At 67.0% G+C, this 25,638-nt stretch carries 18 protein-coding genes, 2 pseudogenes and 1 riboswitch; of the genes and pseudogenes, 6 read left to right on the top strand and 14 right to left on the bottom strand.

Features of this window, described 5'->3' with window-relative positions; genetic code table 11:
* Positions 1 to 37: 37 nt before the first annotated feature.
* The 6 genes from ASV56_RS14405 to ASV56_RS14380 all read right to left on the bottom strand — a co-directional run bounded on the left by ASV56_RS14405 (position 38) and on the right by ASV56_RS14380 (position 6,158).
* Entirely contained in the window at positions 38 to 2,029 is a 1,992-nt protein-coding gene (locus ASV56_RS14405; protein WP_062562731.1) for a PhoX family protein, read from the bottom strand.
* A gap of 184 nt (positions 2,030 to 2,213) precedes the next feature.
* A complete protein-coding gene (locus ASV56_RS14400) occupies positions 2,214 to 2,897 on the bottom strand; it encodes a class I SAM-dependent methyltransferase (RefSeq protein WP_062562730.1) in 684 nt (227 codons plus the stop codon).
* The gene (locus ASV56_RS14395; RefSeq protein ID WP_062562729.1) at positions 2,894 to 3,328 is read right to left on the bottom strand and encodes a pseudoazurin; all 435 of its coding nucleotides are present in this window, start codon (positions 3,326 to 3,328) and stop codon (positions 2,894 to 2,896) included. Before ASV56_RS14395 ends, ASV56_RS14400 begins: the two co-directional genes overlap by 4 nt.
* Positions 3,329 to 4,093, bottom strand: a complete 765-nt coding sequence (locus ASV56_RS14390; RefSeq protein WP_062562728.1) for an ABC transporter ATP-binding protein — start codon at positions 4,091 to 4,093, stop codon at positions 3,329 to 3,331.
* Entirely contained in the window at positions 4,090 to 5,151 is a 1,062-nt protein-coding gene (locus ASV56_RS14385) for a FecCD family ABC transporter permease (RefSeq protein WP_062562727.1), read from the bottom strand. Before ASV56_RS14385 ends, ASV56_RS14390 begins: the two co-directional genes overlap by 4 nt.
* On the bottom strand, positions 5,148 to 6,158 hold the full coding sequence (locus ASV56_RS14380; RefSeq protein WP_062562726.1) for an ABC transporter substrate-binding protein: 1,011 nt from the start codon (positions 6,156 to 6,158) through the stop codon (positions 5,148 to 5,150). Before ASV56_RS14380 ends, ASV56_RS14385 begins: the two co-directional genes overlap by 4 nt.
* A gap of 131 nt (positions 6,159 to 6,289) precedes the next feature.
* A riboswitch (cobalamin riboswitch) is annotated at positions 6,290 to 6,485 on the bottom strand.
* Between the two features lie 140 nt (positions 6,486 to 6,625).
* Between ASV56_RS14380 and ASV56_RS14375 the strand changes: the two genes are divergently transcribed.
* From ASV56_RS14375 to fes, 5 genes are all read left to right on the top strand, one after another.
* On the top strand, positions 6,626 to 7,060 hold the full coding sequence (locus ASV56_RS14375) for a hypothetical protein (RefSeq protein ID WP_156429185.1): 435 nt from the start codon (positions 6,626 to 6,628) through the stop codon (positions 7,058 to 7,060).
* A gap of 55 nt (positions 7,061 to 7,115) precedes the next feature.
* Positions 7,116 to 7,622, top strand: a complete 507-nt coding sequence (locus tag ASV56_RS14370; protein ID WP_062562724.1) for a copper chaperone PCu(A)C — start codon at positions 7,116 to 7,118, stop codon at positions 7,620 to 7,622.
* Positions 7,623 to 7,684: 62 nt separating this feature from the next.
* Positions 7,685 to 9,031 (top strand): PepSY-associated TM helix domain-containing protein, encoded by a 1,347-nt coding sequence (locus tag ASV56_RS14365; RefSeq protein WP_082724849.1) that lies wholly within the window; start codon positions 7,685 to 7,687, stop codon positions 9,029 to 9,031.
* Positions 9,032 to 9,421: 390 nt separating this feature from the next.
* Complete coding sequence (locus ASV56_RS14360; protein ID WP_082724848.1) at positions 9,422 to 11,536, top strand: TonB-dependent siderophore receptor; 2,115 nt, start codon at positions 9,422 to 9,424, stop codon at positions 11,534 to 11,536.
* Entirely contained in the window at positions 11,530 to 13,092 is a 1,563-nt protein-coding gene (fes, locus tag ASV56_RS14355) for an enterochelin esterase (RefSeq protein WP_062562721.1), read from the top strand. The genes ASV56_RS14360 and fes overlap by 7 nt, the downstream gene beginning before the upstream one ends.
* Before the next feature lie 189 nt (positions 13,093 to 13,281).
* Here the strand turns inward: fes and ASV56_RS14350 are convergent, their stop codons facing one another.
* The gene (locus ASV56_RS14350; protein ID WP_156429184.1) at positions 13,282 to 13,542 is read right to left on the bottom strand and encodes a hypothetical protein; all 261 of its coding nucleotides are present in this window, start codon (positions 13,540 to 13,542) and stop codon (positions 13,282 to 13,284) included.
* A gap of 60 nt (positions 13,543 to 13,602) precedes the next feature.
* Between ASV56_RS14350 and ASV56_RS23985 the strand changes: the two genes are divergently transcribed.
* A complete protein-coding gene (locus ASV56_RS23985) occupies positions 13,603 to 13,908 on the top strand; it encodes a hypothetical protein (protein WP_062562719.1) in 306 nt (101 codons plus the stop codon).
* Between the two features lie 180 nt (positions 13,909 to 14,088).
* Here the strand turns inward: ASV56_RS23985 and ASV56_RS14340 are convergent, their stop codons facing one another.
* The 7 genes and pseudogenes from ASV56_RS14340 to ASV56_RS14305 form a co-directional block, all read right to left on the bottom strand.
* On the bottom strand, positions 14,089 to 15,948 hold the full coding sequence (locus ASV56_RS14340) for a DUF927 domain-containing protein (protein WP_062562718.1): 1,860 nt from the start codon (positions 15,946 to 15,948) through the stop codon (positions 14,089 to 14,091).
* Between the two features lie 737 nt (positions 15,949 to 16,685).
* Positions 16,686 to 17,565: pseudogene (locus ASV56_RS14335) on the bottom strand (IS5 family transposase); the annotation flags it as partial.
* Positions 17,566 to 17,766: 201 nt separating this feature from the next.
* Positions 17,767 to 18,527 (bottom strand): annotated as a pseudogene (locus ASV56_RS22890) (IS5 family transposase).
* 423 nt (positions 18,528 to 18,950) lie between these two features.
* Entirely contained in the window at positions 18,951 to 20,303 is a 1,353-nt protein-coding gene (locus ASV56_RS14320) for a calcium-binding protein (RefSeq protein WP_062562717.1), read from the bottom strand.
* A 74-nt stretch (positions 20,304 to 20,377) separates the two neighbouring features.
* Positions 20,378 to 21,715 carry a GGDEF domain-containing response regulator gene (locus ASV56_RS14315; protein ID WP_062562716.1) on the bottom strand — a complete coding sequence of 446 codons (1,338 nt, stop codon included), beginning with the start codon at positions 21,713 to 21,715 and terminating at the stop codon, positions 20,378 to 20,380.
* The gene (locus ASV56_RS14310; protein ID WP_062562715.1) at positions 21,712 to 22,566 is read right to left on the bottom strand and encodes a CheR family methyltransferase; all 855 of its coding nucleotides are present in this window, start codon (positions 22,564 to 22,566) and stop codon (positions 21,712 to 21,714) included. The genes ASV56_RS14315 and ASV56_RS14310 overlap by 4 nt, the downstream gene beginning before the upstream one ends.
* A complete protein-coding gene (locus ASV56_RS14305; RefSeq protein ID WP_062562714.1) occupies positions 22,556 to 25,621 on the bottom strand; it encodes a response regulator in 3,066 nt (1,021 codons plus the stop codon). The genes ASV56_RS14310 and ASV56_RS14305 overlap by 11 nt, the downstream gene beginning before the upstream one ends.
* Positions 25,622 to 25,638 lie beyond the last annotated feature (17 nt).

Below are 25,638 nucleotides of genomic sequence, written 5' to 3'. Positions count from 1 at the left end.
GGTTTTCCGCCCCCTTCTTTAGTTCGGGCAGGACGTATCAGCCGATCCGACCGCCGCCCTGTTTCGTGATCGCCACCACCGCCGGGCGCACCGGCATGTCGTCGTGGAAATCCGGCCAGCGGGTCGACAGGTCCTCGTAATAGGACGGGCGGCCGTGGCCCTCCCAATCCTCGCCGCCGTCGCCCGGATGCTGCACAGCCACGAAGAAGGTGGTCAGGTCCGGCGTCGGACAGGGGCCGCACATCTCGGCCCCCACGGGCACGCGATAGAACAGCCGCGAGGTGCCGCGCGCCGCGCCCTCGACATCCACCGCCCACAGCCCGTCCGTGCGTCCGGTATCCGAAGGCGAATTGCCGTCGGTCGAGACCCAGAGCCGCCCGTCGCTGTCGATGGCGCAATTGTCGGGCATGCCGAACCAGCCATTCGCCGTGGTTGCGGTCGAGAAGGTCGCGCCGACCTCGGCCACCGAAGGATCGCCGCATTGCAGCAGGATTTCCCAGCTGCCCTTGGTCGCCGCCAGATCGCCCCCGTCCTCGAGAATCTCGATGATATGGCCGAAGGCATTGTCCACGCGCGGGTTGGCGGCATTCGCCTCTTCACGCTTGGTGTTGTTGGTCAGCATGACATAGGCCCGACCGGTCTCGGCATTGGGCTCGATATCCTCGGGCCGGTCCATCGGCGTCGCACCCAGCAGGTCGGCGGCGCGGCGGGTCTCGATCAGCACGTCGGCCTGGCTCTCGAAGCCGTTCTCGGCAGTCAGCGGTCCCTGCCCGTGCACCAGCGGCAGCCAGACGAAGCTGCCATCCTCGTCGAAGCGCGCGACGTAAAGCGTGCCCTCGTCCAGCAGGTCCAGGTTCGCGGCGCGGTCGTCCGGGTTGTAGCGGCCGGCGGTCACGAACTTGTAGACATAGTCGAAACGCTCGTCGTCGCCGAGATAGAAGACGACGCGCCCGTCCTTGGCCAAGGCGCTCGCCGCGCCCTCGTGCTTGAAGCGGCCGAGAGCGGTGCGCTTCCTGGGGGTCGAGGTGGGGTCCATGACATCGACCTCGACGATCCAGCCGAAGCGGTTGGGCTCGTTCGGTTCCTTGCCGATGTCGAAGCGGTCGTGGAACTTGCCCCAGGCATAGCTGTCCTCAGGGATGCCCATGCGCTTGTAGTTTTCGGCCTCACGGTGACCTTCGGGCAGCGTGCCGGTGAAATAGCCGTGGATGTTCTCTTCGGCCATAATGTAGGTGCCCCAAGGCGTGACGCCGCCGGCGCAATTGTTGATGGTGCCCAGCACCTTGGTGCCGGCGGGATCGGCGGCGGTCTGCATCCGCGCATGCCCGGCGGCCGGGCCGCGGATCTCCATCGGCGTCTTGGCGGTGATGCGGCGGTTCAGCGCGCCCTCCAGCACCGGCTGCCATTTGCCGCCCTGCTTGCGGATTTCGATCACCGTGCCGCCATGCGCGGCCATTTCGATGTCCACGCGCGCCTCGGTCGCGTCGGCGACGGCGATCTTGCCGTCCTGGACGGTGACGATGCCGGGGAACATCAGGTGTTCGTTGGTATATTCGTGGTTCACCACCAGCAGGCCGCGGTCATCGGCGCCCTCCAGCGGGATGAAGCCGACGAAATCGTTGTTATAGCCGAACTGGCGTTCCTGCGCGGCTTCGGACTGGTTCAGCGGGTCGAATTCCGGCGCGTCGGTAAAAACCTTGTCGCCCCAGCGCAGCAGGATGTCGGCGTCATAGCCCTGGGCCACGTGATGGTCGGCATCGACGCCGGCCGTCACCTCGGGAAAGCTGAAGGCAGAGCCCTCGACGGCATCCTGGGCGCGCGCCTCGTCGGCGGCCAGCAGGGCGAAGGGGCTGACGGTGGCCGAGATGGCGGTCGCGGCCATCGAGCCCTTCAGGAAGCCGCGGCGCGAAAAGCGGGCGGCGATGATCTCGCCCATGGTGCGGTTGTCGGTCGGGTTGTGGCCCGGTCCGTCAGCCTCCTCCAACTGGCTGGTGCGGAAGACATGGCGGGACGGATGTTGCTCGGTCATATAATGCTCCTGGCGGGTGGCGCGGCCCGTGACAGCAAAAGGACCGCGGCCCCTTCCTAGAGCGCCAACCTGTCCATTATGTGACGAGATAACATTACGACGCCACAGCCCGCCCTTCTTGCGCCCGCAGGCATGGAAACGACCAGCGAGAGAGCCCCGATCTTCGGCGTAAGACCGATCCCGATCAGGGCGTGATGCGTTCCACCTTGATCGCCGTCAGGACGAAGAAGGGAATCGGTGTCTCGGGTTCGTCGTAAAGCCCGCCATAGGGGTGGTGGACGAAGCGGTCATGCCATACGGTGATGCCCCCGAAGCCCGCCCCGCAAAGCCAGTCACGCGCTTCGACTTCGCTGACACCGCAGGCGTTGGGAAGATGGGCGGCAAGATCCGCCATCGTCGGGTCGGGGTTACGCCGCCAGAGCCCGTCCGAGACCAGAACCTTGCCGCCGGGGCGCAGCAGACGGGCCGCCAAGTGCAGGGCATCGGCTGGATTTTCTAGCGTCCAGAGCACATTGCGCAAAGTGACCACGTCTGCCGCGCCTTCGGCAAGCCCACACTGGTCCATGTCGGCATGGATGAAATCCACATGAACACCGTCACGGGCGGCGGCACGGCGTGCTTCCGCCAACATGGCGGACGAGCCATCGACGCCCGTGACATGATGCCCCATGCCCGCCAGCAGCACCGCGCAGGCTCCGGTCCCGCAGCCCAGATCCACGACGCGTTGCGCGCCCTGCCCGACCGCCGCCGCCAGCACGTCCCGCCACGCATCCCGGTCGCGGTTATGCGAGGCGGCCCCCTCGAAGCGATGCGCCCGCCCGTCCCAATGCCCCGCCATGGTGGCAGCGGTCTGCGGCGCGACGCTCATTCGGCCGCTCCGGCGCGCGCGATGATCTTCGCGAAGCGGTCCTTCGCGCCCTGCGGCATGTCCTCGGGTAGTTTTACCCCTTCCAGTGGCGCATCGCCGACCCGGATCAGCATGACCATGCCCATGTCGAAATGCGGCGAGCATTTGATACCGTAGAAGCCTTCATGGGCCAGGCTGATCTCGATCTCCTCGTTGATGCGGCCGAGGAAGGTCTCGGCGCCTTCGGGCAGGAAGCCGCCGATGCTGGCGGCGTTGTGGCCGCGCTGCGTGGCCAGGAACTTGACGCTGTCGCCCGGAGAGACGCTCAGGAATTCGGGCTCATAGACCATGCCGCCCAGATGGTTGCCGTTCAGCATCTTGACCAGATGGGTCTCGGCCAGCGCGGGCGGAGCCGCCAGGGCAGCCAACAAGGCGATGGGGAACAGGCGCATTCAGTCCTCCGATAAAGCAAAGCGGATCAGCCGATGACCATCGGCCGGATCGGTAAGGTAATTGGCCCGCACAGCAAACACGCGGGCGATAAGATCGGGCGTCAGGATTTCGGCCGGCGGACCGCAGGCCACAAGCCGCCCGGCCTGCATGACGCCGACGCGGTCGCATTCCAGCGCCTGGTTGAGATCGTGCAGCGCGACCAGCGCCGTCACCCCCAGCTTGCGCACCAGCCGCAGGATCGACAGTTGCTGGTGGATGTCGAGGTGGTTTGTCGGCTCGTCCAGCAGCAGGATGCGCGGCTCCTGCGCCAGCGCGCGGGCCAGATGGACGCGCTGGCGCTCGCCTCCCGAAAGCCCCTCCCAGTAGCGTTCGGCCTTGTCCGACATGCCGACGCGGACCAGGGCATGGGCCACGATCCGGTCATCCCCGGGGCCGAAGGGGCACAGCATGGAGAGCCAAGGCGTGCGGCCCAGCTCGACCGCATCGCGCACCGTCACGCGCTCGGCGGTATCGGCCTGCTGCGCGACGAAGGCCACCATCCGCGCGGCCCGGCGCCGCGACAGGCGGGTCTGGTCGATCCCGTCAAGCCGGACCCTGCCCGCCGAAGGCGTGAGCACCCCCGCGACCAGCCGCAGCACCGTCGACTTGCCCGAGCCGTTGGGACCGACAAGGCCGAAGGTCTCGCCCTTGCGCACATGCAGGGCGATGTCCCGGACGATGACGGCCGGGCCGGCGCGCCAGGCGACATTCTCCAGCCGGATCATGCGCGCTGCCTCCGTCCCCGGATCAGGATGACGGCGAAGCCCGGCGCCCCGACCAGCGCGGTGATCACCCCGATGGGCAGCACCTGCCCCGGCACGATCACGCGCGAGACGACATCGGCCATGACCAGGAACACCGCGCCGATCAGCGCCGAGGCCGGCAACAGCCGGTCGTGCCTGACGCCCACCAGGAAGCGCGCGGCATGGGGGATCACCAAGCCGACGAAGCCGATGGCGCCGGTGATGCTGACCATCGTGGCGGTGATCATCGTCACCACCCCGATCAGCACCGCCTGCGTGCGGCGCACCGCGATGCCCATGGTGACGGCCGATTCCGCCCCGAAGGTGAAGGCGTCCAATGCCCGCGCATGCGCCATGCAGACCAGCACTCCCAGCGTCGAGATCGGCACCGCCAGCCGCACGTCGGGCCAGCGCACCCCGCTCATGTTGCCCATCATCCAGAACGTGACGCCGCGCACCTGCTCGGCATTGGCCGATTGCGCGATCACGAAAGAGGTCAGCGCGTTGAAAAGCTGCGTCCCCGCGATGCCCGACAGGATGATCAGCCCCGCTTGCGGCAGGCCGATGCCGCTGCCCGCCGCGCGCGCCAGCCCGATAACCAGCGTGAAGGCCAGGATGCCGCCCGCGAAGGCGCCGACCGACAGCGACAGCGCGCCCGCACCGATGCCCAGCACCATGACCAGCACCGCCCCGGTCGAGGCCCCGGCCGAAATCCCCAGGATATAGGGATCGGCCAGCGCATTGCGCAAAAGCGCCTGCAAGACCACGCCCGAGACCGCCAGCCCCGCCCCGCAGGCCGCCGCGACGATGGCCCGCGTCAGCCTATAGTTCCAGACGATGCCTTCCTGGATGGGGCGCAGGGGATAGTCGGTGCCGAAGAGTTGGTTCGACAACGTCTTCCAGATGACCTCGGGCGCAATGACGGTCTCGCCCACGGAAACCCCGAAGGCCAGCGCCGCGATCAGCGCCGCCAGCCCAAGGATCAGCCGCGACAGGCCCAGGGAGCGTCGCCGGACGGGGACTGTCGCGCAAACGGTCATTCCTGCGCGCCGCCGGCCTCGATGCCCGCAACCACCGTCTCGATCCCAGAAGGGATCCGGATCCCGGCATGGATCTGATGGGCATCGACGATGATGATGCGCCCGTCCCGGACCGCAGCCATCCTGCTGGTGACCGGGTCGGTCTTCAGATAGTCCAGCTTGACCTCGTAATCGTCGGCGGCGAAGCGGCGGCGGTCCATCCGGGCGATGATGATATAGTCGGGATCGGCGCTGGCGATGGTCTCCCAGCCGACCGAAGGCCATTCCTCGTCGGATTCCACCACGTTGCGCAATCCGATGGTCTTGAGCACATAGCCCGCGATGCCGTTCTGTCCGGCCACGAACGGGTCCAGCGCCAGGTCGGGGCTGGAGAACCACACCACCGCCGTCTTGCCCTCGGCGCCCAGTCCCCCGGCCTTGGCGACGGCGGCGTCGACCCGGCCGCGCAGTTCCGCCTCAAGCACGGCGCCGCGCTCCTCGACGTCGAAGATCTGCGCCAGTTCGCGCACGGCCCGATACATCGACTCGATCGAGAATTCGCTGGTGCGCGCGCCGTCGCCGCCGACCAGGTTGTCCTTGCCCACGCAATCGGCCGGCATGGCATAGACCTGCGCACCCAGTTCATTGAATTGCGCGCGCGTGCCGACCGCGCCCTGCGGACCGACGTGGAACTCGAACTGGGTGGTGACCAGCTGCGGCTCCTTCGCCATCACGGATTCGAACCCCGGATGGTTGTCGGCCAGACGCTCGATCTTGGCGTTGACCTCTGCGAACTCGGGCAGCACGTCGTTGAACCAGACCGATGTGCCCTGCACCTGCTCGCCCAGCCCCAGCGCATAAAGCATCTCGGTGGTGGACTGGCCGATGGTCACCACGCGTTCGGGCGCGCTGTCGAACACGAGGGGCTGGCCGCAATTCTCGATGGACAGCGGATAGTCGGTCGCCTGCGCCATGCCCGCCGCAAGGCCGCAGATCGCAACGGCGCCGAAAAGGCTTCTGAGGGTCATTCTCTGTCTCCGATGAGGGGAAAAACGCTCACCGGACAGCGCGGCCCTGGAAAAGGGCGCGCATCATCCGCGGTCAGGCCGCAAGGCCGGGCTCTGGTCATGCCGATCCTTTCCCGGACATCCCCGTCCGGTCTGGTGAATGCGCGCCGGTAGGTCTCCTGACTGGCGGGTCGTCGCGCGGATCCTGCCTTCCCGGACATCATGCCCAGTGGCCTGTCAGATCGCGCTCGCCGCCTACAGTTGCGGGGGCAGTTCCGTTTCGCGCCCACTCGGGCGCGCTGGATTCCCTTTTCATTCCTTGCGGAAACCGATGCGGCGACTTGGTAGCCGCTGCGAGCCTGCGAGGCAACGACATTCGGCTTCGGTCCATGCTCCGGCAAAGCCAGCGGGAATATCGCGAGGAGAACTCGGACATCTGGCGCGTGTGCCGCATCGCGCGCTATAGGGACGGGGGGAAAGGGTTTCCGGTGAGCAGAATCGCGCCATCATCCGCAAGCATCCGCCCGGCCTGCGGCCGGGTGCTGGCGCTGCTCATGGTGCTGCCTTTCCTGCTGTTGTCGCTGATGGCCCAGGGCACGATGGTCGCGGCCGGGCCGACGCCGCAAAGCTTCATGGTGGTGCTGTGCGCCGATCATCTGCCTGTCGAGATGGTGCTGGACGATGACGGCAGCGTCATCACGGCCGATGAATATCGCGCCCGGCAGGATGCGCCCGTCCCCAAGACGCCAAAGCCGCCCTGCGACTGGTCGGCCCATGCCCAGCCGGTTCTGGAGACGGCGTCCACGGTGCAATCGGCCAGGCTGGATGCATCCCGTCCCGCCGAAGCGGCACCGGCCCATGACTTGCGCATCCTGCGCGCGCAGGTGCTTGTGCCCTCGGCCCGGGGACCGCCCGCTGTCTGATCCTCGCCATCGCCCATCGGGGCGGTGAACGCAGTTCCAGACACGAGATAGAACCATGAAATCCAGAACTCTGGCCGCCCCGATGCTGGGCGTGCTTTTCCTTGGCCTCCTTGCCGCCTCGGCCTCGGCCGATGCCGTAACGCATGGCGATCTGCTGCTTTCGGACGGCTATGTCCGCGCCATGCCGCCCGACGCCCCGGTGGCAGGCGGCTATGTCACCATTGCCAACAAGGGCAGCCAGGACGACCGCCTGGTCGCGGCCCGTTCGCCGCGGGCGGGCGCGGTGCAGATCCACGAGATGACCATGAACGGCGACGTGATGAAGATGCGCGAACTGCCCGATGGCCTGCCGGTCCCGGCGGGCGGCTCGGTCGAATTGAAGCCCGGCGGCTATCACCTGATGTTCATGCAGGTGCCGACCCCCTTTGCCGAGGGCGAGACCGTCGAGACGACGCTGGTCTTCGAGAAGGCGGGCGAAGTCGCCCTGCCGTTCGCGGTGCGCGCCATGCATGCCGCACCCGCCGCCCACCAGGGCCATGCTTCGGATCATTCGGGCCATTGAGCGCCCGTTCCCAGCCAATACCGGCCCTTGCCCCGGCGGGCCGCCGCATGTGCGAGGATTCCATGTCTGCAATTCCCGATACTGCCCGCCAAAGCGTGGGCAACCTTTATCGCGCCGTCTGGCGCTGGCATTTCTATGCCGGGCTGCTGGTGCTGCCCTTCATGATCACGCTGTCGATCACCGGCGCGATGTATGTCTTCCGCGACGAGATCGACAACTGGTATCACGCCGACCTCAAGCGCGTGCAGGTGCAGGACAGCCAAAGGCTGGCACCGACCGCGCAGGTCGCCTCGGCCCTGGATGCGGTTCCGGGCACGGCGGTCAAATACACCGATCCGGCCGACCCCGGCGCCTCGACCGAGATCACCGTCAGCACGGATCGCGGCAAGATGGCGGTCTATGTGAACCCCTATAACGGCCTGGTGCTGGGCGCGATGCCGGATCGTTCGACGATCATGTGGACGGTCCGCACGCTGCACAGCTTCAAGTATTTCGGCACCTGGACGCGCTATCTCATCGAGATCGCGGCGGGCTGGTCGATCCTGCTGGTCGGCACCGGCATCTGGCTGTGGTGGCCGCGCGGGCAAAAGGGCGGCATCGTCTCGGTTCGGGGCCGGCCACAGCGCCGGGTGTTCTGGCGAGACCTGCATGCGGTGACGGGGTTGTTCGTGGGCTTCTTCATCGTCTTCCTGGCCGTGACCGGCATGCCCTGGTCGGGGGTCTGGGGCGGCAAGGTGAACGAATGGGCCAATGGCAACAATTTCGGCTATCCCGACGGGGTGCGGGTGAACGTGCCGATGTCCGGGCAGAAGCTGGACGAGGTCGCCAAGGCCGCCTGGTCGCTGGAGCAGGCCCGGATCCCCGAAAGCGTCGGGCACGGCACCCCGATCACGCTGGACGATGCGGTCGCGGCCTTCGACCGGCTGGGCCTGCATCGCGGCTATGCCGTCGGCCTGCCGCAAAAGCCCGAGGGCGTGTTCAGCGGTTCGGTCTATCCCGACGACCTGAGCCGGCAGCGCGTGGTGCATCTGGACCAGTATGGCGGGCAGCCGCTGCTGGACATGGGCTATGCCGATTACGGCCCGCTGGGGAAATGGCTGGAATGGGGCATCAACACGCATATGGGCCAGACCTTCGGCGTGCTGAACCAGATCATCCTGCTGGCAGCCTGTGCGGCCATCGTGCTGCTGGCCGTCTCGGCGGCGGTGATGTGGTGGAAGCGCCGTCCCTCGGGTTCGCTCGGCGTGCCGCCCCTTCCCACTGATCGGCGGGTGTTTCGCGGCCTGATCGCCATTCTTGCAGTCGGCGGCGTGATCTTCCCGCTGGTCGGTGCCTCGCTGCTGGTCATGCTGGCGCTGGACATGGCCTATGTCCGGCTGTCGAGGCGTAACCCCGCGGTTACGACCTGATCCGATCTACCGCCGTGTCCACGGTGCCTTCTCCCTCGCGCGGCTCCGATCGGGCTGCGCGAGAACCCCCGCATCAACGCTTATTGGCTTCACGAGCGATGTACGCCGACTGTAAGGATGGGAACTCCGCTGTTCGCCTGCATCCAGCCTCTGCTGCAAACAGGATTGTGATCGTCAACATGCGATTTTGTTGCTGGACCTTGGCGCAAGAGATCTCCGCCGGACGCTTTGCCGCCCGGCAAGGCCGCGACCCAAGCTCCATTGCCGTTGCGGCAAAGGCGAAACCCCTCGTCACGCATGGTGGACAAGCAAGGGGCAAGGGATTAGGAAGCAGCCACCATCGCGGCGCCAATCCCGAGTAGCCAGTCCGCTTCCTCACGGAGCTGGAACATGAAATCAGGGATTTCGCACCGTATGCGCCTGCATGCGGCACTTTTGACATCGACCGTGCTTGCCGCAGCCGTGCCGGCCCTTGCCCAGGCGCAAGAGGGCGCCGTGGTGCTGGACCAGGTGACCATCACCGCCGGGCAGGCGCAGGGTTATGCCGCGCAGCGCTCGACCGCCGGAACCAAGACCGATACGCCGCTCGATGAAACGCCGGCCTCGGTCTCGGTGGTGACGGATCGGCAGATGCAGGACCAGGGCGTCACCTCGGTCGCGCAGGCGCTGCGCTATACGCCGGGCGTCGCCTCGGAATATCGCGGCAGCTCGAACATCTCGGACGAGACCTATATCCGCGGCTTCGGCTACGTGCCGCGCTATCTGGACGGCTTGGCCATCGAGGGCTCGGGCCAGCAGATCGACCCCTGGATCCTGGAATCGGTGGCGACGGTCAAGGGTCCGGCCTCGCTGCTTTACGGCCAAGCCAGCCCCGGCGGCCTGATCGACATGGAACTGAAAAAGGCCGACGGCACGGAGCATAACAGGCTGGGCTTCGACACCGGCACCGATGCGCGCGCCGGCGTCCGCCTGGACATGGCCCGGCGGCTGGACGATACGCTGTCCTGGCGGCTGGTGGGCCTGGCCGAAAAGGCCGACACGCAGGAAGACGGGCTGGAAACCCGGCGGCTGACGCTGCTGCCCTCGCTGCGTTGGGCGCCGACGGATGCCACGACCGTGACGGCCTACGCGATGTATCAGCGCGAGCCCGATGCCGGCTACCGCAACTTCCGCGAGGCGCTGGGGACGCTGAACCCGACCTCCTACGGCTATATCCCCGGCGATTTCCTGGTCGGAGACCCGGATTTCGAGCGTTCGGAGCGGACCTCGAAAAGCTTCGGCTGGACGGTCGAGCACAAGATCGGCGACGCGCTGACCTTGCGCCAGAAGGCCCGGTATTCGATCGGCGACTGGGACCAGCGCACGCTGGTCTGGGGCGCGCTGGCCGCGGATGAGCGCACGATCAGCCGCACGGTCACGGAAAGCTACAGCAAGACGAAACAGGCCCTGCTGGACAATCAGGTCGAATACCGGCTGAACGCCGGCGGGGCTGAGCATGTGCTGTTGGGCGGGATCGACCTGCAATATACGCGCAACGACAGCACGTCGAGCTATGGCGCTGCGGCCAATTCCATCGACTGGACCGATCCGAACCATGCGGTCGGAACGGTTGGCGCGCCGCGCGGCCAGTCCGACGGCATCTCGCGCCTGCGCCAGACCGGCATCTATATGCAGGACCAGGCAAAGTTCGGCAATCTGCATGTTCAGGCCGGGCTGCGCTACGACTGGGCCACGAACGACTCCCGGGACCTGCTGACCGGCGACCGCGAAACCTATGACAGCGAGGCCCTGACCGGCCGCATCGGTTTGCTTTACGAGATGGGGAACGGCTTCTCGCCCTATGTCAGCTATTCGACCTCGTTCGAGCCGGTGACGCAGACGCCCGCCACCGGCCAGGACCCCTTCGACCCGACCGAGGGCCGGCAGGTTGAGATCGGCGTGAAATGGGCCAACAGCGCCGAGACGCTGATGGTCACCGCCGCGGCCTATGACCTGCGCCAGACCAATATCCTGAAATACGACGATGCCACCGCGACCTATCGCCAGATCGGCGAGATCAAGTCGCGCGGTTTCGAACTGGAGGCGCAGGGCCGGGTGACGGACGCCTTCTCGCTGGTCGCGGGCTATTCCTACAACGACTCGAAAGTGTCGAAGTCGAACGACCCGGACGAGGTCGGCACCCATAACGACCGCGTGCCGCGGCACCAGGCCTCGATCTGGGGCAAATACGACTTCGGCAATGGCTGGGATGCAGCGCTGGGTGTGCGCTATATCGGCAAGAGCTGGGCGCGCGGCAACGCCTTCACCGTGCCGGGCGTGACGCTGGTCGATGCGGCGGTCGGCTATGACTTCGGTGCGCTCGACCGCCGCTACGAAGGCGTGCATGCCCAGCTGAATGTCACGAACCTGACCGACGAGTTCTACACCGCCTCCTGCGCCAGCGCCTATGCCTGCTGGGTCGGAAGCGAGCGCCAGGCGCGGCTTTCGGTCGACTACACGTGGTAAGGCTCGCGCTGCTGCTGGCCGTGCTGGCCGGTCCGGTGCTGGCGCAGGACGCGCTGGTTCCGGGCCCGGCCGAAACGGTCGAACTGGCTGCGGGCGCGCCCCTGCGCCTGGCGATCGAGGCGCCGCCCGGCAGCTATCTGGCCGGGCGGATCGAGGCGGGCGCCTTGCCCGTCGACGCCGATCTGCTGGATGCGCAGGGCCGCCATCTGCGCCGTCTGTCGCATGACGGGCGCGGCAGCATCGGCTTTCATGCCGTGGCCGAGCAGGACAGGACGCTGCTGCAACTGTCCTCGCCACAGGCGGGCCGCATCGGGGTGGCGCTGGAACAACCGGTCCCGCCCGCCGACCAGCACCCGCCCGCGCCGGAGTATCTCAGCCCGCGCATCGCGGCGCTGGCGGCCGGTGGCGATGCCTTTGCCTTCTGGCGCGAGGTCGCCGCGGAGGGCACGCCCATGGTCGAGGCTGCCGGCAAGGGCGAGGCCATCGTCACCTTCCTGTGGCGCGGGGCCAGCCGCAACGTGCGGCTGTTCGGCGGCCCGTCGGGCGACCATGAATGGCTGGAGCGGCTGCAGGGCACGGATATCTGGTTCAAGAGCTTTCGCGTGCCGGACAGCCTGCGGCTCTCCTACAAGCTGGCGCCGGATGTGCCCGACATCCCGGGCGATGCCCGCGCGCGCCGGGTGGCGATCCTGGCCACGGCGCAGATGGACCCGTTGAACCGCCATCCCTGGCCCGTCGAGGCGCCGGACCGCTTCAATCAGGACGCGACGGTCGTGTTGCAGAATGTGCCCGCCCAGCCCGGCACGCCGCCTGCGGCCGAGGCGGACCCCGAACTCAAGCGCTTCACCTTCGACAGCCGGCTTCTGGGCAACAGCCGCGAGATCACCCTGTCTTTCCCGCGCGGCCTGGACCCCGCCGACCCGGATATCGTGCTGGCGCTGATCTTCGACGGCGAGCAGGCCATGAACCGGATCGACGCCCCGCGCATGCTGGATACGCTGACGCGCCAGGGGGCGTTGCCGCCGGTGGTGGCGGTGCTGATCCCCTCGATCGACGGCCGGACGCGGGGAAAGGAACTGCCCGGCAATCCGCGCTTTGCGCAGGCCCTGGCCGAGGAACTGCTGCCGCGCGTCGCGGCGGAAACCGGCATCCCCCCCGATCCGGCCCGGACCGTCCTGGCCGGCGCGAGCTATGGCGGTCTTGCCGCCGCCACGGTGGCGCTGGCCCGGCCCGATACCTTCGGCAACGCGATCTCGATGTCCGGCTCGTTCTGGTGGGCGCCCGATGGCACGGTGGCGGACGGCATCCCCCATGTCGCTGCCGCCTATGCCGGTCGCGAGAGGCTGCCCATCCGGTTCTTCCTGAGCGCAGGGCTGTTCGAGACCGGGCGCGCAGGCACCGCCGGCATTCTGGAGACCTCGCGGCAACTACGCGACGTGCTGCGGCTTCAGGGATATGAGGTCGCATGGCGGGAATATGCCGGTGGCCACGATTACCTGGTCTGGCGCGGGGCGCTGGCGGATGGGCTGATCGCCCTGTTCGGCAAGGCTGAGTGAGGGTGCCGCTGGCCGGCATGACTGGCCAGCCACCGGCTTCGCTCCCATCCCGAAAGTCGGGAGCGAAGCCGGCCGCCAGTTCGCGAACAGCTTGGTTCTTCATGGTGATGCGAAAGATGCGGCGACCCTGAAACGGCGCGGGCAGCCCCATGGGTCCGCATGGTCTGAACCTGAAGGGAGAAGGGGAAGTCACGCCTCAATCCGAACATCTGCAACAGTGCCTCGCCGCAGGCGAAGTGCTGGCTGGCAAAGATCGACGGCGTCTCCGGACGGGCACTCGCCGATGATGACCGAGCGGTCGAAGCCGTCGGCATCACCGAGACCATCATAGTGGGCGGTGCCAATGCAGGAGATGCGCAGGGGCAGCCTCTGGGCATGGTGCAGCCGGGGCAGCACTTGCCGCGACAATTCGCCGATGAGAGCGAAGACGGCCATGCGGGATAGGGTCATGGGGCATACTCCGCGACGGATGGCGGAAGCCTCTCTCCAGCCTAAACCCGTCACGACATCGTGACCTTCGACGCGGATCGCTGCCAAGGCCCGGCCATAGCGATCCGCGCCCTGACGCAGGATTCCAACGCGGCGCCATGCAGGAAGCCGGCGATCCCTTGCGCATCGATTTTCAAAGAGGCGGAGCAAACCAGGGTTTTCGAATGGAAGCAGGACGGTGCTTTGCCCGTGACGGGCGCTGGATACCCCCTGCCGTCCTCGGCGATCCGACCGGGGCACGAACTGCTCGTATTGCCCGACAACATGGCGAAACGCCGCTCCCCCCATATTATCGAGCTTTGTAAAATGCTTCTGTTCCTCCTGTGAAGCCCGCCAGGCGGGGAAATGATTGAAAGGGCGTTATCGGAGGTCCTGCCGCCTGAGAGACCGAGAGCAGACAGACGGTCTTTATTCCGATACCGAATGATGCCGGAAAGCCTGTCTGGGGCGGCTCGGAAACCGCCATGATAAACGTCTGCCCCCCGCCGGGGTGCAGCGCCTGCCAGGCTATCCGCCCTCGATCCTCTGCCGGTCGAGGCGATAGACCCGTGCCCTGTCCGGATCGACGCAGCGGGGAAGGCGATACTGATACGACCTCTGCTCACCACCAGGGATCAGCAGACCCGCATCGGCCAGAAGCTTCACCGCGAGGCCGGCCGGCATGCCCGCGGCGATGTCCGTCCGGAAGGCCTCGATGCCGAGATAGATCCAGCGGGCATCGCACCAGCCAATGGCATCCGGATCCGGCTCGGCTCCCGGCGGGCACAGGCGGTGGCGGTTGTGGCGCAGATATCCGGCCAGGCGCGCGGCCATAGCCTCGGCGGTCGAGGGCGGACGCGCCGCATGGGCTTTGTGCCAGATCACCGCGGTCTCGACGAGGGCACTGGTCGCCGTGCCTTTCCGCCAGGGCAGGATGCCGAGCCGGCTGCCGATTTCGCCAGCCGCGGCGATCAGGGCCAGACGGTTCAGAACCCGCAGCACCGGACCCTCTTTCGCATCCGGGGGCAGGCCAATCGCCGCCAGCATCACGTTGCGCAGGCGCGTGATCATCGGGCGCAGGATCTCCTTCATCAGGTCGTGTTGCGCGATGATCCTTTGCACGAACGCCGGCATGACATGTCCGTAATGCTCTCTCGCAGCACTCTGGAGCGCTTCGGCGAAGGCGTGGCCCGAGCCATGTCCATGCAATGTCTTGAAGAGGCCGAACTCCCATGACCGTGCAGGAACATCGATCAGTCGGACGCCGATCCCTTCGGGCATCTGGATCCCGGCAGCAGCCAGGATCCGCTCGATCGGTTGCTCCGAGGTCGAGAGCAGCACCGTCCGCCAGCGCGCCGTCTCTTCAAGGGTAAGCTTGCGGTTGCCGCGCCCCCGCCCCGTGCCGTTGCCAATCATGTAGAGGGCCTCGATGATCGCGGGCGAGGGCTGGGCCGGGAATTCGTCGAGCATCAGGACGCCGTCATGCGCCCGCCGGCAGGCCAGCTCCAGCGCAGTGTTGGTGGCGTTCCATCGGTCAAGTTCCGGCGGACCCATGCAGCTCTGCGCAAGGCTCAGGGCGGTGGTCTTTCCAAAACTGGTCGGGGCGTGGAAATTCACCCCCAGCGTCTCGATCCCCGCATGTTTCAAGAGCGGTCCGGCCAGGACTGCGGAAATGGCGCAGATCAGCGCCGGATTGCCTGCGGCCAGACGACCAACGGTGTCTTTCCACCCTTCCAGCGAACCCGAGGGCGGCACCGCACTGCGGGCATGGACCAGTTCGATCTGGTCATCAGGCTGCGGATCCGCCGAGAGCAGCGTGCCGTCCGGCAGCAGGTAGGCGGGTTCCGCATCCGTCCCTGCCATCCAGCCGGGACGCGAGACCGACAGGATCCGGGCCTCCACTGGCCAGCGGCGGATCAGGTCGATGATGTCATGCCGGTTGCCCTCGATGGCAAGTCCCGCCGAGATCAGCTGCGCACAGACGCTGCGCGGCTTTTCGAGAATATCGGCCTCGGGGACGGTTTCCCGGCGCAAGCACCCGTCGCGATCGAGAAAGCGGATGCGGCGGCTCCAGTTCCTGCCGCTGCCATCGCGCGTCAGGGCCTCGACACGCAGCGGCCCGCACATCGGCACCCATTCGTCGTCGATGCCGCCGTAGCCGAGCATCTGCTCTCGGGGAAGATGGGTCCAGAACGGCGGAAGATCCTGGCGCATGTCGGCCAGGAAGGCGGCGATTTCCGGGTCATGATGAAGAGGAACGGGCAGCCCGGCCTCGGTCGTCTCCTCAGCGACATCATCCGGCAGGAGGGTTTGCCCGGCCTCGGTCGGCGGAGGCGGGGTTTCGGCGAAAGCACTGTGGTGTGCGTCGATAAGATTGTTGTCCGGCATGAGTTTTTCCGTGTAAGGCGCGGGACTGCGCCATCCCCACCATGATGTGCCGGGCTGATATGCAAGTCAGCGGCCGGGATGCGGGATATTGTGGACAACGGCACCAGATGCCCGAATTTTGGGGATAACCCGCATGGGCAATGATGATGACCCGATGGCAGAAGGAAGCGGCGGTCACCGCGAATGCAGAAAATCCGGAGAAGTCACCCGTAGCAGTCCGTTGGATCTGTTGGACCATTGGACCGGGTTGGGCAGTACGAGGCAGTGCGGGTTGAAGGCTGCGGCAGCAGCCCAAGTGTCCAACGATCCAACTGGTCCAACGGACCAGAATACAGGAAGGCCTCGAGCCCGCGTCAGGCGAGGATTCCCGCTCATGATGTTGCAATCCTGGGCTGGGCCCGGGACTACAAATCACATGTTCGGTCAGGGGATGCCCGCGACACCCCCGTTTCCAGATCGATCATGGGGATATCCCTCATCTCTCCGGCCATGACCAGAAGCCTGCTCGGCCCGCCTCGCCGGGGACGAGCATTGCCGGATCCTGTTTTCAGATTTTCGGGGATCATTTCATGGATAGCCTCAGCTTTTCATATGTGCTCACCGAACCCCGAACCGCCAGTCGATGTTCAAGCCGATCTGGCTGTCGTCATGGAATGCGATGTTGCTGTCGGTCTTTGCACCGTAGATCGACAGGCCGATATCGTCGCGGATCCGATACGACAGGCTGGCGGACCGGATGTGCTTTTCACGCTGACCTTGCAGCCGAACTCATAGCGCATCCTGGCCTTGCCCTTGGAGATGCAATCGACTCGGGCTCATGCAAAGCATAGATCTTGTCGCTGCCCTTGGGCTGCTGATGCAGCAGCCGGGACACGAGGGCGAGCTTCGCGATCACCTGGTCGCGCAGGCTGCCTTCGGGGATATCCTGCAGGTGACGGCGCAGGTCACGCATCACACGGCCGGTATAGCCCTTCAGTTTTTTCAATGCTTTGCGCATGCGCTTGAACTGTTTGGCGTGGGCGTGGCGCCCGACCTGCAGCCGCCAGCCGCGGGGCAAGGCGGGCATAGGATTGCCGCAGCTCCACCCCGGCCTCCTGCGCCAGTCCCGCCAGTTGCGCCCGCGCCCGCTCGTAAAGCCAGGAATCCGTGGGATGGGCGATGTTCTTTTCCATCACGGTCGTATCGAACGCCACGCGCTTCATGCTGGCCTCATCGATGGCGCCGGTTTTCTGCCCGGCCTGGATCGTCTGGGTCAGCAGCCACTCTACGCCCTCTTCGCCAATCCGCTTGCGCCAGCGGGTCAGCGAGGACGGGTCGATGGGCGAGCGGTGCTGGAAGAAGGTCTCGCCGGTGAAGTGCTGGTAGTAGGGGTTCTCGACCCAGCGGTCGACGACAGCCTCGTCCGACAGCCGATAGGCATGCTGCAGATAGAGCAACCCCGCCACCAGGCGCGGCGGTGTTGCCGGACGCCCCGTGGCCGATGGAAAGAACCATGCCCATTCCCGATCGAACACCTCCCAGTCGATCAGCGCCGCCAGCTTCACCAACTCGTGCCGTGTCGACCAGTTGCGGACGCAGAAGGTCATCCTGTTCGGGAGGGCGCGAGCAATGCTTCATGGGCAGACCGAAATTGCAGGGTTTCGGCTGGAATCATGCGAAACCCTGCAGGCAAGCGCGAGAGCAACCGCCTCGGTTCAGCACGAAATCAACAGGATGACAATTGTTCAGGGGGGAACGAAGAAGAAAGCTGCCCCGCATCATGGTGGGGCGGCCTTCTCTATTGGGGGAGTGTCTGTCAATCATTTCTGAGGTGTTAGGTCATGTTGACAAATGGCGGAGCCAGAGGCGGATCGACGTGATATCGATGAAGCCAAGGAAGCTTTCGGCGGTCTTGTCGTAGCGGGTGGCGACACGGCGAGCGTTCTTGAGCTTGTTGAAGCACCGCTCGACAAGGTTCCGCAGCCGGTAGAGCCTGCGATCGACAGCGACACGGAGCCTGCGAGACTTGCGCATCGGGACCACCGGCAGGATGCTACGCGCCTCCATGGTTTTGCGAACCTTGTCGGAGTCATAGCCGCGATCGGCCAGCAGGATGCAAGGCTCCGGCAGGTTGTCGTCCATGACCAGATCAAAGCCCAGGTAGTCCGATGTCTGGCCCGGCGTGATGTCCGACCTCATTGGCAGCCCGGCAGCATTGACGCGCAGGTGGACCTTGGTCGTGAAACCACCTCTTGAACGGCCAAAACCCTGTCTTGGAGTCCCCCTTTTGCGCCCGCTGCCTGATGATGGGCGCGGATCACGGTGCTGTCGATCATCTGGAGCGCATCCGGCACGATCCGACTTTCGTTCAGCGCTTCGAGGATCTGCTCCCACAACCCCGCCAGGGTCCAGCGCCGGAACTGGCGGTAGACACTGGACCACTTCCCGAACTCTTCTGGGAGGTCGCGCCAAGGAGAGCCGGTCCGCGCGATCCAGAAAATCCCATCAAGAACAAGGCGGTGATTTGCGGGCTTGCGCCCGTTCGGGGCGCGCACGGCCAGAATGAAGCGCTCATGAAACGCCCATTCCTCGTCCGACATCAGGTCTCGTGCCAAGCTGGTCTCCATTGCAGGTACCAGCTTGAATCACGATCAGGCCACCCTGTGAATCCCTTTTGTCAACACCACCTAGTGGCAGCTATGCGCGACCTAGCTGCCGTTTTGCAGGTGCCGCGCGACGAAGCGCAACGTCGCCCCCGGACCCGGCCCCGCCCCAGCACCAGGCTCGCTTCATCGCCAAGACGCTTCGGGAGTGGATTCCGGCGGTGGAGTCCAAAACCGCCGACATCATGCCGGGTAGCCCGTGGGAAAGCGGCTATTGCAAGAACTTCAACTCGGAGCCTCGCGATGAACTGCTACCGCTTCTTCCGTTGAACATCCGTAAGTTTGGCCTTGCTGGACACCGCATCACGTTGTGTCTAACCTTACCGATTGGAAAAAGAATGTGAAAGCGATCGGATCTTTCTACAGCAGGAAGTCCGAGGCGTGAAAATCGACGGACTTGCCGATGACGATCGCCAGATCGGCCACGCGATCCCCGTCCACATCGGCCTGGACATAGGTTGCGTCGGCCGTGCGCAGCCAGCGCAGTTCTCCAGCCGTGCCGCTGAAACTCTGCTCGCCGATAGAGGTGAACGCCTGGTTGCCATTCGCCAGGCTGTTGGCGTCAATCGCCGCCAGGTCGATCCGGTCGCCCTCGGCATGCGTGAAATCGTCGATATAATCCCGCGCGCGCGGCGTCGAATCCGAAAGGCTGGCAAAGACGAACACATCGGCGCCAGCGCCGCCATACAGGCTGTCCGCGCCGGCCAAGCCCACCAGCCGGTCGTTGCCCGCGCCGCCGAACAGCTGGTCATTGCCCAGCCCGCCGTTCAGCAGGTCCGACCCCGCCTCTCCGAACAGCCGGTCATTGCCGGGGCCGCCCAGCAGCCTGTCGGCGCCGGCGCCGCCGCCCAGCCAGTCATCGCCCAGGCCGCCGCCCAGCAGGTCGTCGCCCATCTCGCCATAAAGCGTGTCATTGCCGACGCCGCCGTCCAGCGCGTCGTTGCCGATGCCGCCATACAGCGTGTCATTGCCATTGCCGCCGAACAGGCTATCGTTGCCGGCCTCGCCATAGAGCCTGTCGGCGCCGTCGCCGCCATAGGCCAGGTCGGCGCCATTGCCGGCATAAAGGCTGTCGGCACCCGCACCGCCCAACAGCCGGTCATTGCCGTCGCCGCCATAAAGCGCGTCGTTGCCGACATCGCCCGACAGGGTGTCCGTGCCGGCATCGCCGTAAAGCGTGTCATGGCCGATGCCGCCGGACAGCAGGTCGTCGCCCGCCTCGCCCAGCAGCGTATCGTCGCCCGCACCGCCGAGCAGCCGGTCGCCGCCCGCGCCGCCGAAGATCTTGTCGCTGCCACCCATGCCCAGGATCGTGTCGGCGCCGGCATAGCCGGCCAGCGTCTCGGCCAGGTCGGTGGCGCGCAGCACATCGGCGCCCGCCATGAGCAGCCGCGTCACCGCCCCGTCGTCCGAACGCGCATAGGCATCGGCCAGGGCCGCCGCCGACAGCGCCAGACCTGCCGCTTCGAAGACGGTCTGGCCGGCGCGGGTGATGCGCAGCTCCTGCACGGTGCCGGCCCGCAGGCCGCCGGGACCGCCGCCGCCATAGGCCAGCCCGCTGCCCGTCAGCACCGCCTGGTTCGAGGCATCGTCGAACAGGCGCAGTTGCGTGGCCGAGCGGCTGGCCCGGGTAAAGCCCAGGACCTGCGACCAGTCGATCAGCGTCATGTCGCGGATCGCACCCTGGCCCTGGCGAAGGGTGATGATTGCCATGCGGTCACACTTTCAGGTTGAGGGGCAAAGATGCGTCTCGCTTGCCCGGATTGCAATCCCCTCGTTGCGCCCGATCACCGCGTGGCCTGCGCCAGCGGCGCCGCTGCAACGGTCCGTTGCGCCTTCTTGCGATAGAGCAGCCGGTCGGCCTGCTCCAGAAGCTCGCCGTGGTCCCAATGCGCGGCGCTGGCCATCGAGATGCCGATGCTGATCCCGACCGAGACGGCGATGCCGCCCTTGCCGATGTCGATGGGCTGGCGCACCGCCTCGGACAGGCGCTCGGCCATCTGCTCGGCCTCGCGCATCTCGTCGCAGGGCATCAGCACGGCGAATTCGTCCCCGGCCCAGCGGGCGGCGACATCGGCATCGCGCACGCAGCGGTTCAGCCGGGCGGCGATCTCCTTCAGCACGACATCGCCGGCGGCATGGCCGAAATTGTCGTTGACCGGCTTGAACTTGTCGAGATCGCCGAACAGCAGCGCCAGGTCGCGGCGCGTGCCGTCCCGCGCCGCCAGCATGGCCAGCAGCCGCTTGTTGAAGCCGGCGCGGTTCAGAAGCCCGGTCAGCGGATCGGTCTCGGCCGCGCCCTGCAGGGCCAGGTGGCGGGCATAGGCCTGGGTGGCGTCCTGGAACACCACGACGCCACCGATCGGCTGCCCGTCGGGGTCGCGCACGACCGAGGCCGAGCTGCTGATCGGGATGACCTTGCCCTCGCGCGAGCGCAGCAGCACATGCGCGGCCGCAGCCCGGCCGGGCCAGGCCAGCGGCGTGACGCTCAGGGGCTGGCCCTCGGCCGTTTCCAGCGGCATGACCTGGGACAGCGGGCGGTTGCCAAGCGCGGTCCAGCCGGTCATGCGCTCGGCCGCCGGGTTCATCCACGAGACATGGTCCTGATTGTCGGTGGCAATGATGCCGTCGCCGACCGCGTCGAAGGTGGCGCGCAGGATCTGGCCCTGGCGATGCACCTGCGCCAGGGCCTGCATCAGCTGCTGCCGGCTGCGGTAAAGCTCCAGGAACAGGCCGACCTTGGACAGCAGGATGCGCTCGTTGATCGGCTTGCCGATATAGTCGATGGCCCCGGAATCGTAGCCCCGCAGCTGGCTGAATTCATCCGCGTTCGAGGCGGTCATGAAGATGATCGGCGTCTCGGCCGAGAACGGGCCGTCGCGCAGCAGCGTGGCGACCTCGAACCCGTCCATGCCGGGCATCTGCACGTCCAGCAGCACCAGCGCGAAACGGTGGTCCAGCGCCAGCGACAGGGCCTCGTTGCCCGATTGGGCGGTCATGATCTCGGCATCCAAATGGCGCAGCAGGACGCGCATCGCGATCAGGTTGGCGGCGATGTCATCGACGATCAGGATGCGGGGACGCTCGGCCCCGGCGTCCGGATCGGGCGGGATGGGCTGGGTCATGGGATCCTTTCGTCTGGTGGCAGGAAGGGAAGGACAAGCGGCGGCCGCGGCTGCGCCGTCGGGCGATAGATCCACCGGCTGCCGGGCATCGGCGCGAAGCGCCCGCCCGCGCCGATGGGCGTTTCGCGCTGGCCGAGGCAAAGATGCCCGCCGCGGACCAGCGAATCCGAGAACAGCTCCAGCGCACGGCATTGCAGCGGGCGTTCGAAATAGATCAGCACGTTGCAGCACAGGATCAGGTTCGCCTCGCAGAAGACGGCATCGGTCGCGAGATTGTGGCGCACGAAGCTGATGTGCGACATCAGGCGGCGCGAGAGCCGCATCTGGTCGCCCTGGGCCGTGAAATGCCGGGCGAGGTCGCCAGTGCCGCCGCTGGCCCGATAGCGCGGCGCGGCCGCGCCGAGCTGGGCGGCCGGCACCAGCCCGCGGGCCGCCTGCGCCAAGGCCCCGGCCGAAATGTCGCTGGCGAAGATGCGGCTGCGCGGCAGAAGCCCGGCCTCGTCCAGCAGGATCGCCATGGAATAGGCCTCTTGCCCGGCGGCGCAGCCGGCATGCCAGACGGTGATGGCCGGAAAGCTGCTCAGCGCGGGAAAGACCAGCCGGCGCAGCTCGCCCAGCGTGCCGGGCTCGCGGAACAGCTGGCTGACCGGGACGCAGATCTGGTCGACGACATAGTCGATGCGCCGCGGGTCGCTGGACAGCCAGTCGCGCAGCGCGGCCAGGCCGTCCAGATGCAGCCCGGCGCAGAGATGGCGCAGCCGCCGGCCCAGGGTTCCCAGCCGATACTGGCGGAAATCATGGCCGAAGTCGCGATAGACCCAGGCGGCGAAATCGGCGGCGTCATGCGGCATGGTCAAGCTGGGTCCGGATCTTGGCGATGAGCTGCGGCATGTCCACCGGCTTGGTCATGTAGTCCGAGGCGCCGGCCGCAAGGCAGCGGTCGCGGTCGTCCTTCATCGCCCGGGCGGTCAGCGCGATGATCGGCAGCCTTTCCCAGGCGCCGCCGGCGGCGCGGATGGCCTGCGTCGCCTCGTATCCGTCCATGTTCGGCATCATCATGTCCATCAGCACGATCTGGATGTCGGGATGGGCCTTCAGTTCGGCCAGGGCCTTTTGGCCGTCCTGGGCCAGCACCACCTCGCAGCCGCGCGCCCGCAGCACCTTGGCCAGGGCATAGATATTGCGCATGTCGTCGTCGGCCAGCAGCAGCTTGCAGCCCAGCGGCGCGCCGTCGTCAGCCGCGGCAGAAGCGCTCGCCGGCGCGGGTTCCGAAACGCTCTCGGCTTCGGCCGCGGCCGCCTGCGTCGGTGGCGGGGCCAGGAAGGCCTCGACCTCGTCCAGCAGCCGCTTCTCGGAATGCTCGCCCTTCAGCACGATGCTGTCGGTATGGGCCCGCAGGCGCAGGATCTCGTCGGGCTGGATGTCGCGGGCGGAATAGATCACGACCGGCACGGCACGGCCGGTCTGCGCCAACCGCTCGAGCAGGTCGAAGCCGGAAAGGCCCGGCAGGCCGATGTCCAGGATCACGCAGTCGAAATCCCGGCTCCGGCACAACTCCAGCGCCTCTTCGGCGGTCAGGGCCGAGCGCGCCTCGATCGCCGCGCGCGCCATCAGCTGCAGCAGCGCCTTTTGCGTGCCCTCGTCATCCTCGACCACCAGCACCCGCCGGCCGCGCCCTTGCCGCGGCACCGGAGCCGGAGCCGGCGGCAGCGGCCGCAGGGCTTCGGCAGGCGTGCCGGCCTCGGCCGCGACCGGGATCGTCAGCCGGAAGACCGAGCCCTGGCCCAACGTGCTTTCCACCGCCAGATCGCCGCCCAGAAGCATCGCCAGCTGGCGCGAGATCGCAAGCCCCAGCCCGGTGCCGCCGAACTGGCGATGCGTGCTGCCATCGACCTGCTCGAAGGGCTGGAAGATCGCCTCGAGCTTCTCGGCCGGAATGCCGATGCCGGTGTCCGAGACGACCAGCGACAGGCTGCGGCCGCCATCCGCGGGCGCCAGCCGCACCCGGACTTGGCCGGCGCGGGTGAATTTCAGCGCATTGCCGATCAGGTTGTTGGCGATCTGCTCCAGCCGCCCGGCATCGGTGTGCAGGATCTCGGGCAGGCCTTCGGCGCAGGTGATGGTGAAATCCACGCCCTTCTGCGCGGCCAGCGGGCGGAAGCCGTGCTCCAGCGTCTGGACCAGCTGGCGCGAGGCCATGGGCTCGCGATGGACCTCGATCTTGCCGGCCTCGATCTTGGACAGGTCCAAGATCTCGTTGATCAGCCGCAGCAGGCTGATGCCGCTGGCATGGATGACCTCCGCCGCCTCGATCTGGTCGGCTTGCAGGTTTTTCCCGGCATTCGCGGCCAGGTCCTGGGCCAGGATCAGCATGCTGTTCAGCGGCGTGCGCAGCTCATGGGACATATTGGCCAGGAAGCGCGACTTGAACTGGCTGGTGCGCTCCAGTTCCTCGGCCCGGGCCAGCGCCTCCTTCTGGGTCTCTTCCAGCTGGTTGGTGCGGCAAGCCAGCTCGGCATTGGTGGCCTGCAATTCCTCCTGCTGCGCCAGAAGCTCCTCCTCGGCGGCTTGCAGCTCCTCGGTCTGGCGCAGGCTCTGGGTCAGCAGCTCCCTGGTCTCCAGCGCGCGCTCCAGGTTTTCCAGCGGCCGCGCCACGATCTCGATGGCCTCTTGCAGGATGCGGCCATAGATGCTGGCAAAGGGCTGCAAGGCAGCGAATTCCATCACGCCGATCAGCCGGTCGCGCAGCAGCACCGGCGTCAGCAGCACCAGCTGCGGGCGGCCCTCGCCGGTGCCGGAATGCACCTTGACGTAATCCTCCGGCAGCCCCGAGAGGATGCGCACCCGGCGGTCGCGCGCGACCTGGCCGATCAGCCCCTCGCCCATGGCATAGGCGTTGGGCGTGCCCGCCTCGGCGCGATAGCCATAGGTGGCAAAGCGCCACAGCTTGTCGCGCGCCGCGTCATAGGAAAAGAACACCGCCACCTCGGCGCCAAGCTCGCGCGCCAGCGCGCTGAGCGCCGCCTGGGCAAAGCCGCGCAGATCGTCCTGGGCCTGCACGGCGGCCGAGAGCCGGGTCAGCGCGCCCCTGACCTCCAGGTCCTCGGCGCGCGCCGCGGCGAGGTTGCGAAAGATCAGCAGCGAGCGGCCCATGGCGCCGATCTCGTCCTGGCGATCCTGGAAGGGGATCGGCACATCGCGGCCGTCCTGCGCCAGCCGCCCCATCGCCATGGCCAGCTGGCGCAAGGGATGGCTGATGCGCCGGTGCAGGATCACGAAGGCCGCCAGCGCCGCCACCACCACGACCAGCGCGGCGACGGCGCCCATGTTGTGCATCCGCCGCAACGCCTGGTCGCGGTCCAGCCGGGCCTGCCGGAGCATGTCCTCGACCAGGTTCTTGAGCCGCGAAATCGACTCGGAGGCGATCTGCGTGCTGCCGCCCAGCGGCGACTGCGCCAGATAGCCGGCCAGCAGCGTCCCCGGCCTGACGCCCTTTTCCGCGGCGCGCGCCAGCAGCGGCAGCGCCTGCCGGTTCAGCCATTGCGTGCTGGCGGTCTGCACGGCGATGACGTCGGTCAGCGCCTGGGCATTGGGCGCCGGCAGCGACAGCAGCGTCTGCAGCGCCCGGTCCGCATCGCGGTTGGCCTTGTCGAAGTTGGCGCGCCCCTCGGGCGTGCGGATGATCAGGGCCTGGACCAGCGCGATCTCGCGCGCCAGCATGGCGCGTTCGGTCGTCTCGATGGCGGTCAGGCCGGTGGTCACGTCGCGCACCCGGTCCTGGGCCGAGGTCAGGGTGCGGACGGCGCCATAGCCGAAGGCGCTGATCGTGCCCACGATCAGCACGAAGCACAGCATCACCAGGGCGAATTGCAGGCTGAGGGACAGGCTTGGGCGCCGCCGGTTCACGATGTCTTCTCCGTCCG

Origin of the sequence: Paracoccus aminovorans (assembly GCF_001546115.1) — a bacterium.
GTDB lineage: Bacteria > Pseudomonadota > Alphaproteobacteria > Rhodobacterales > Rhodobacteraceae > Paracoccus > Paracoccus aminovorans_B.
This window is presented reverse-complemented; position numbering and strand designations above follow the sequence as displayed.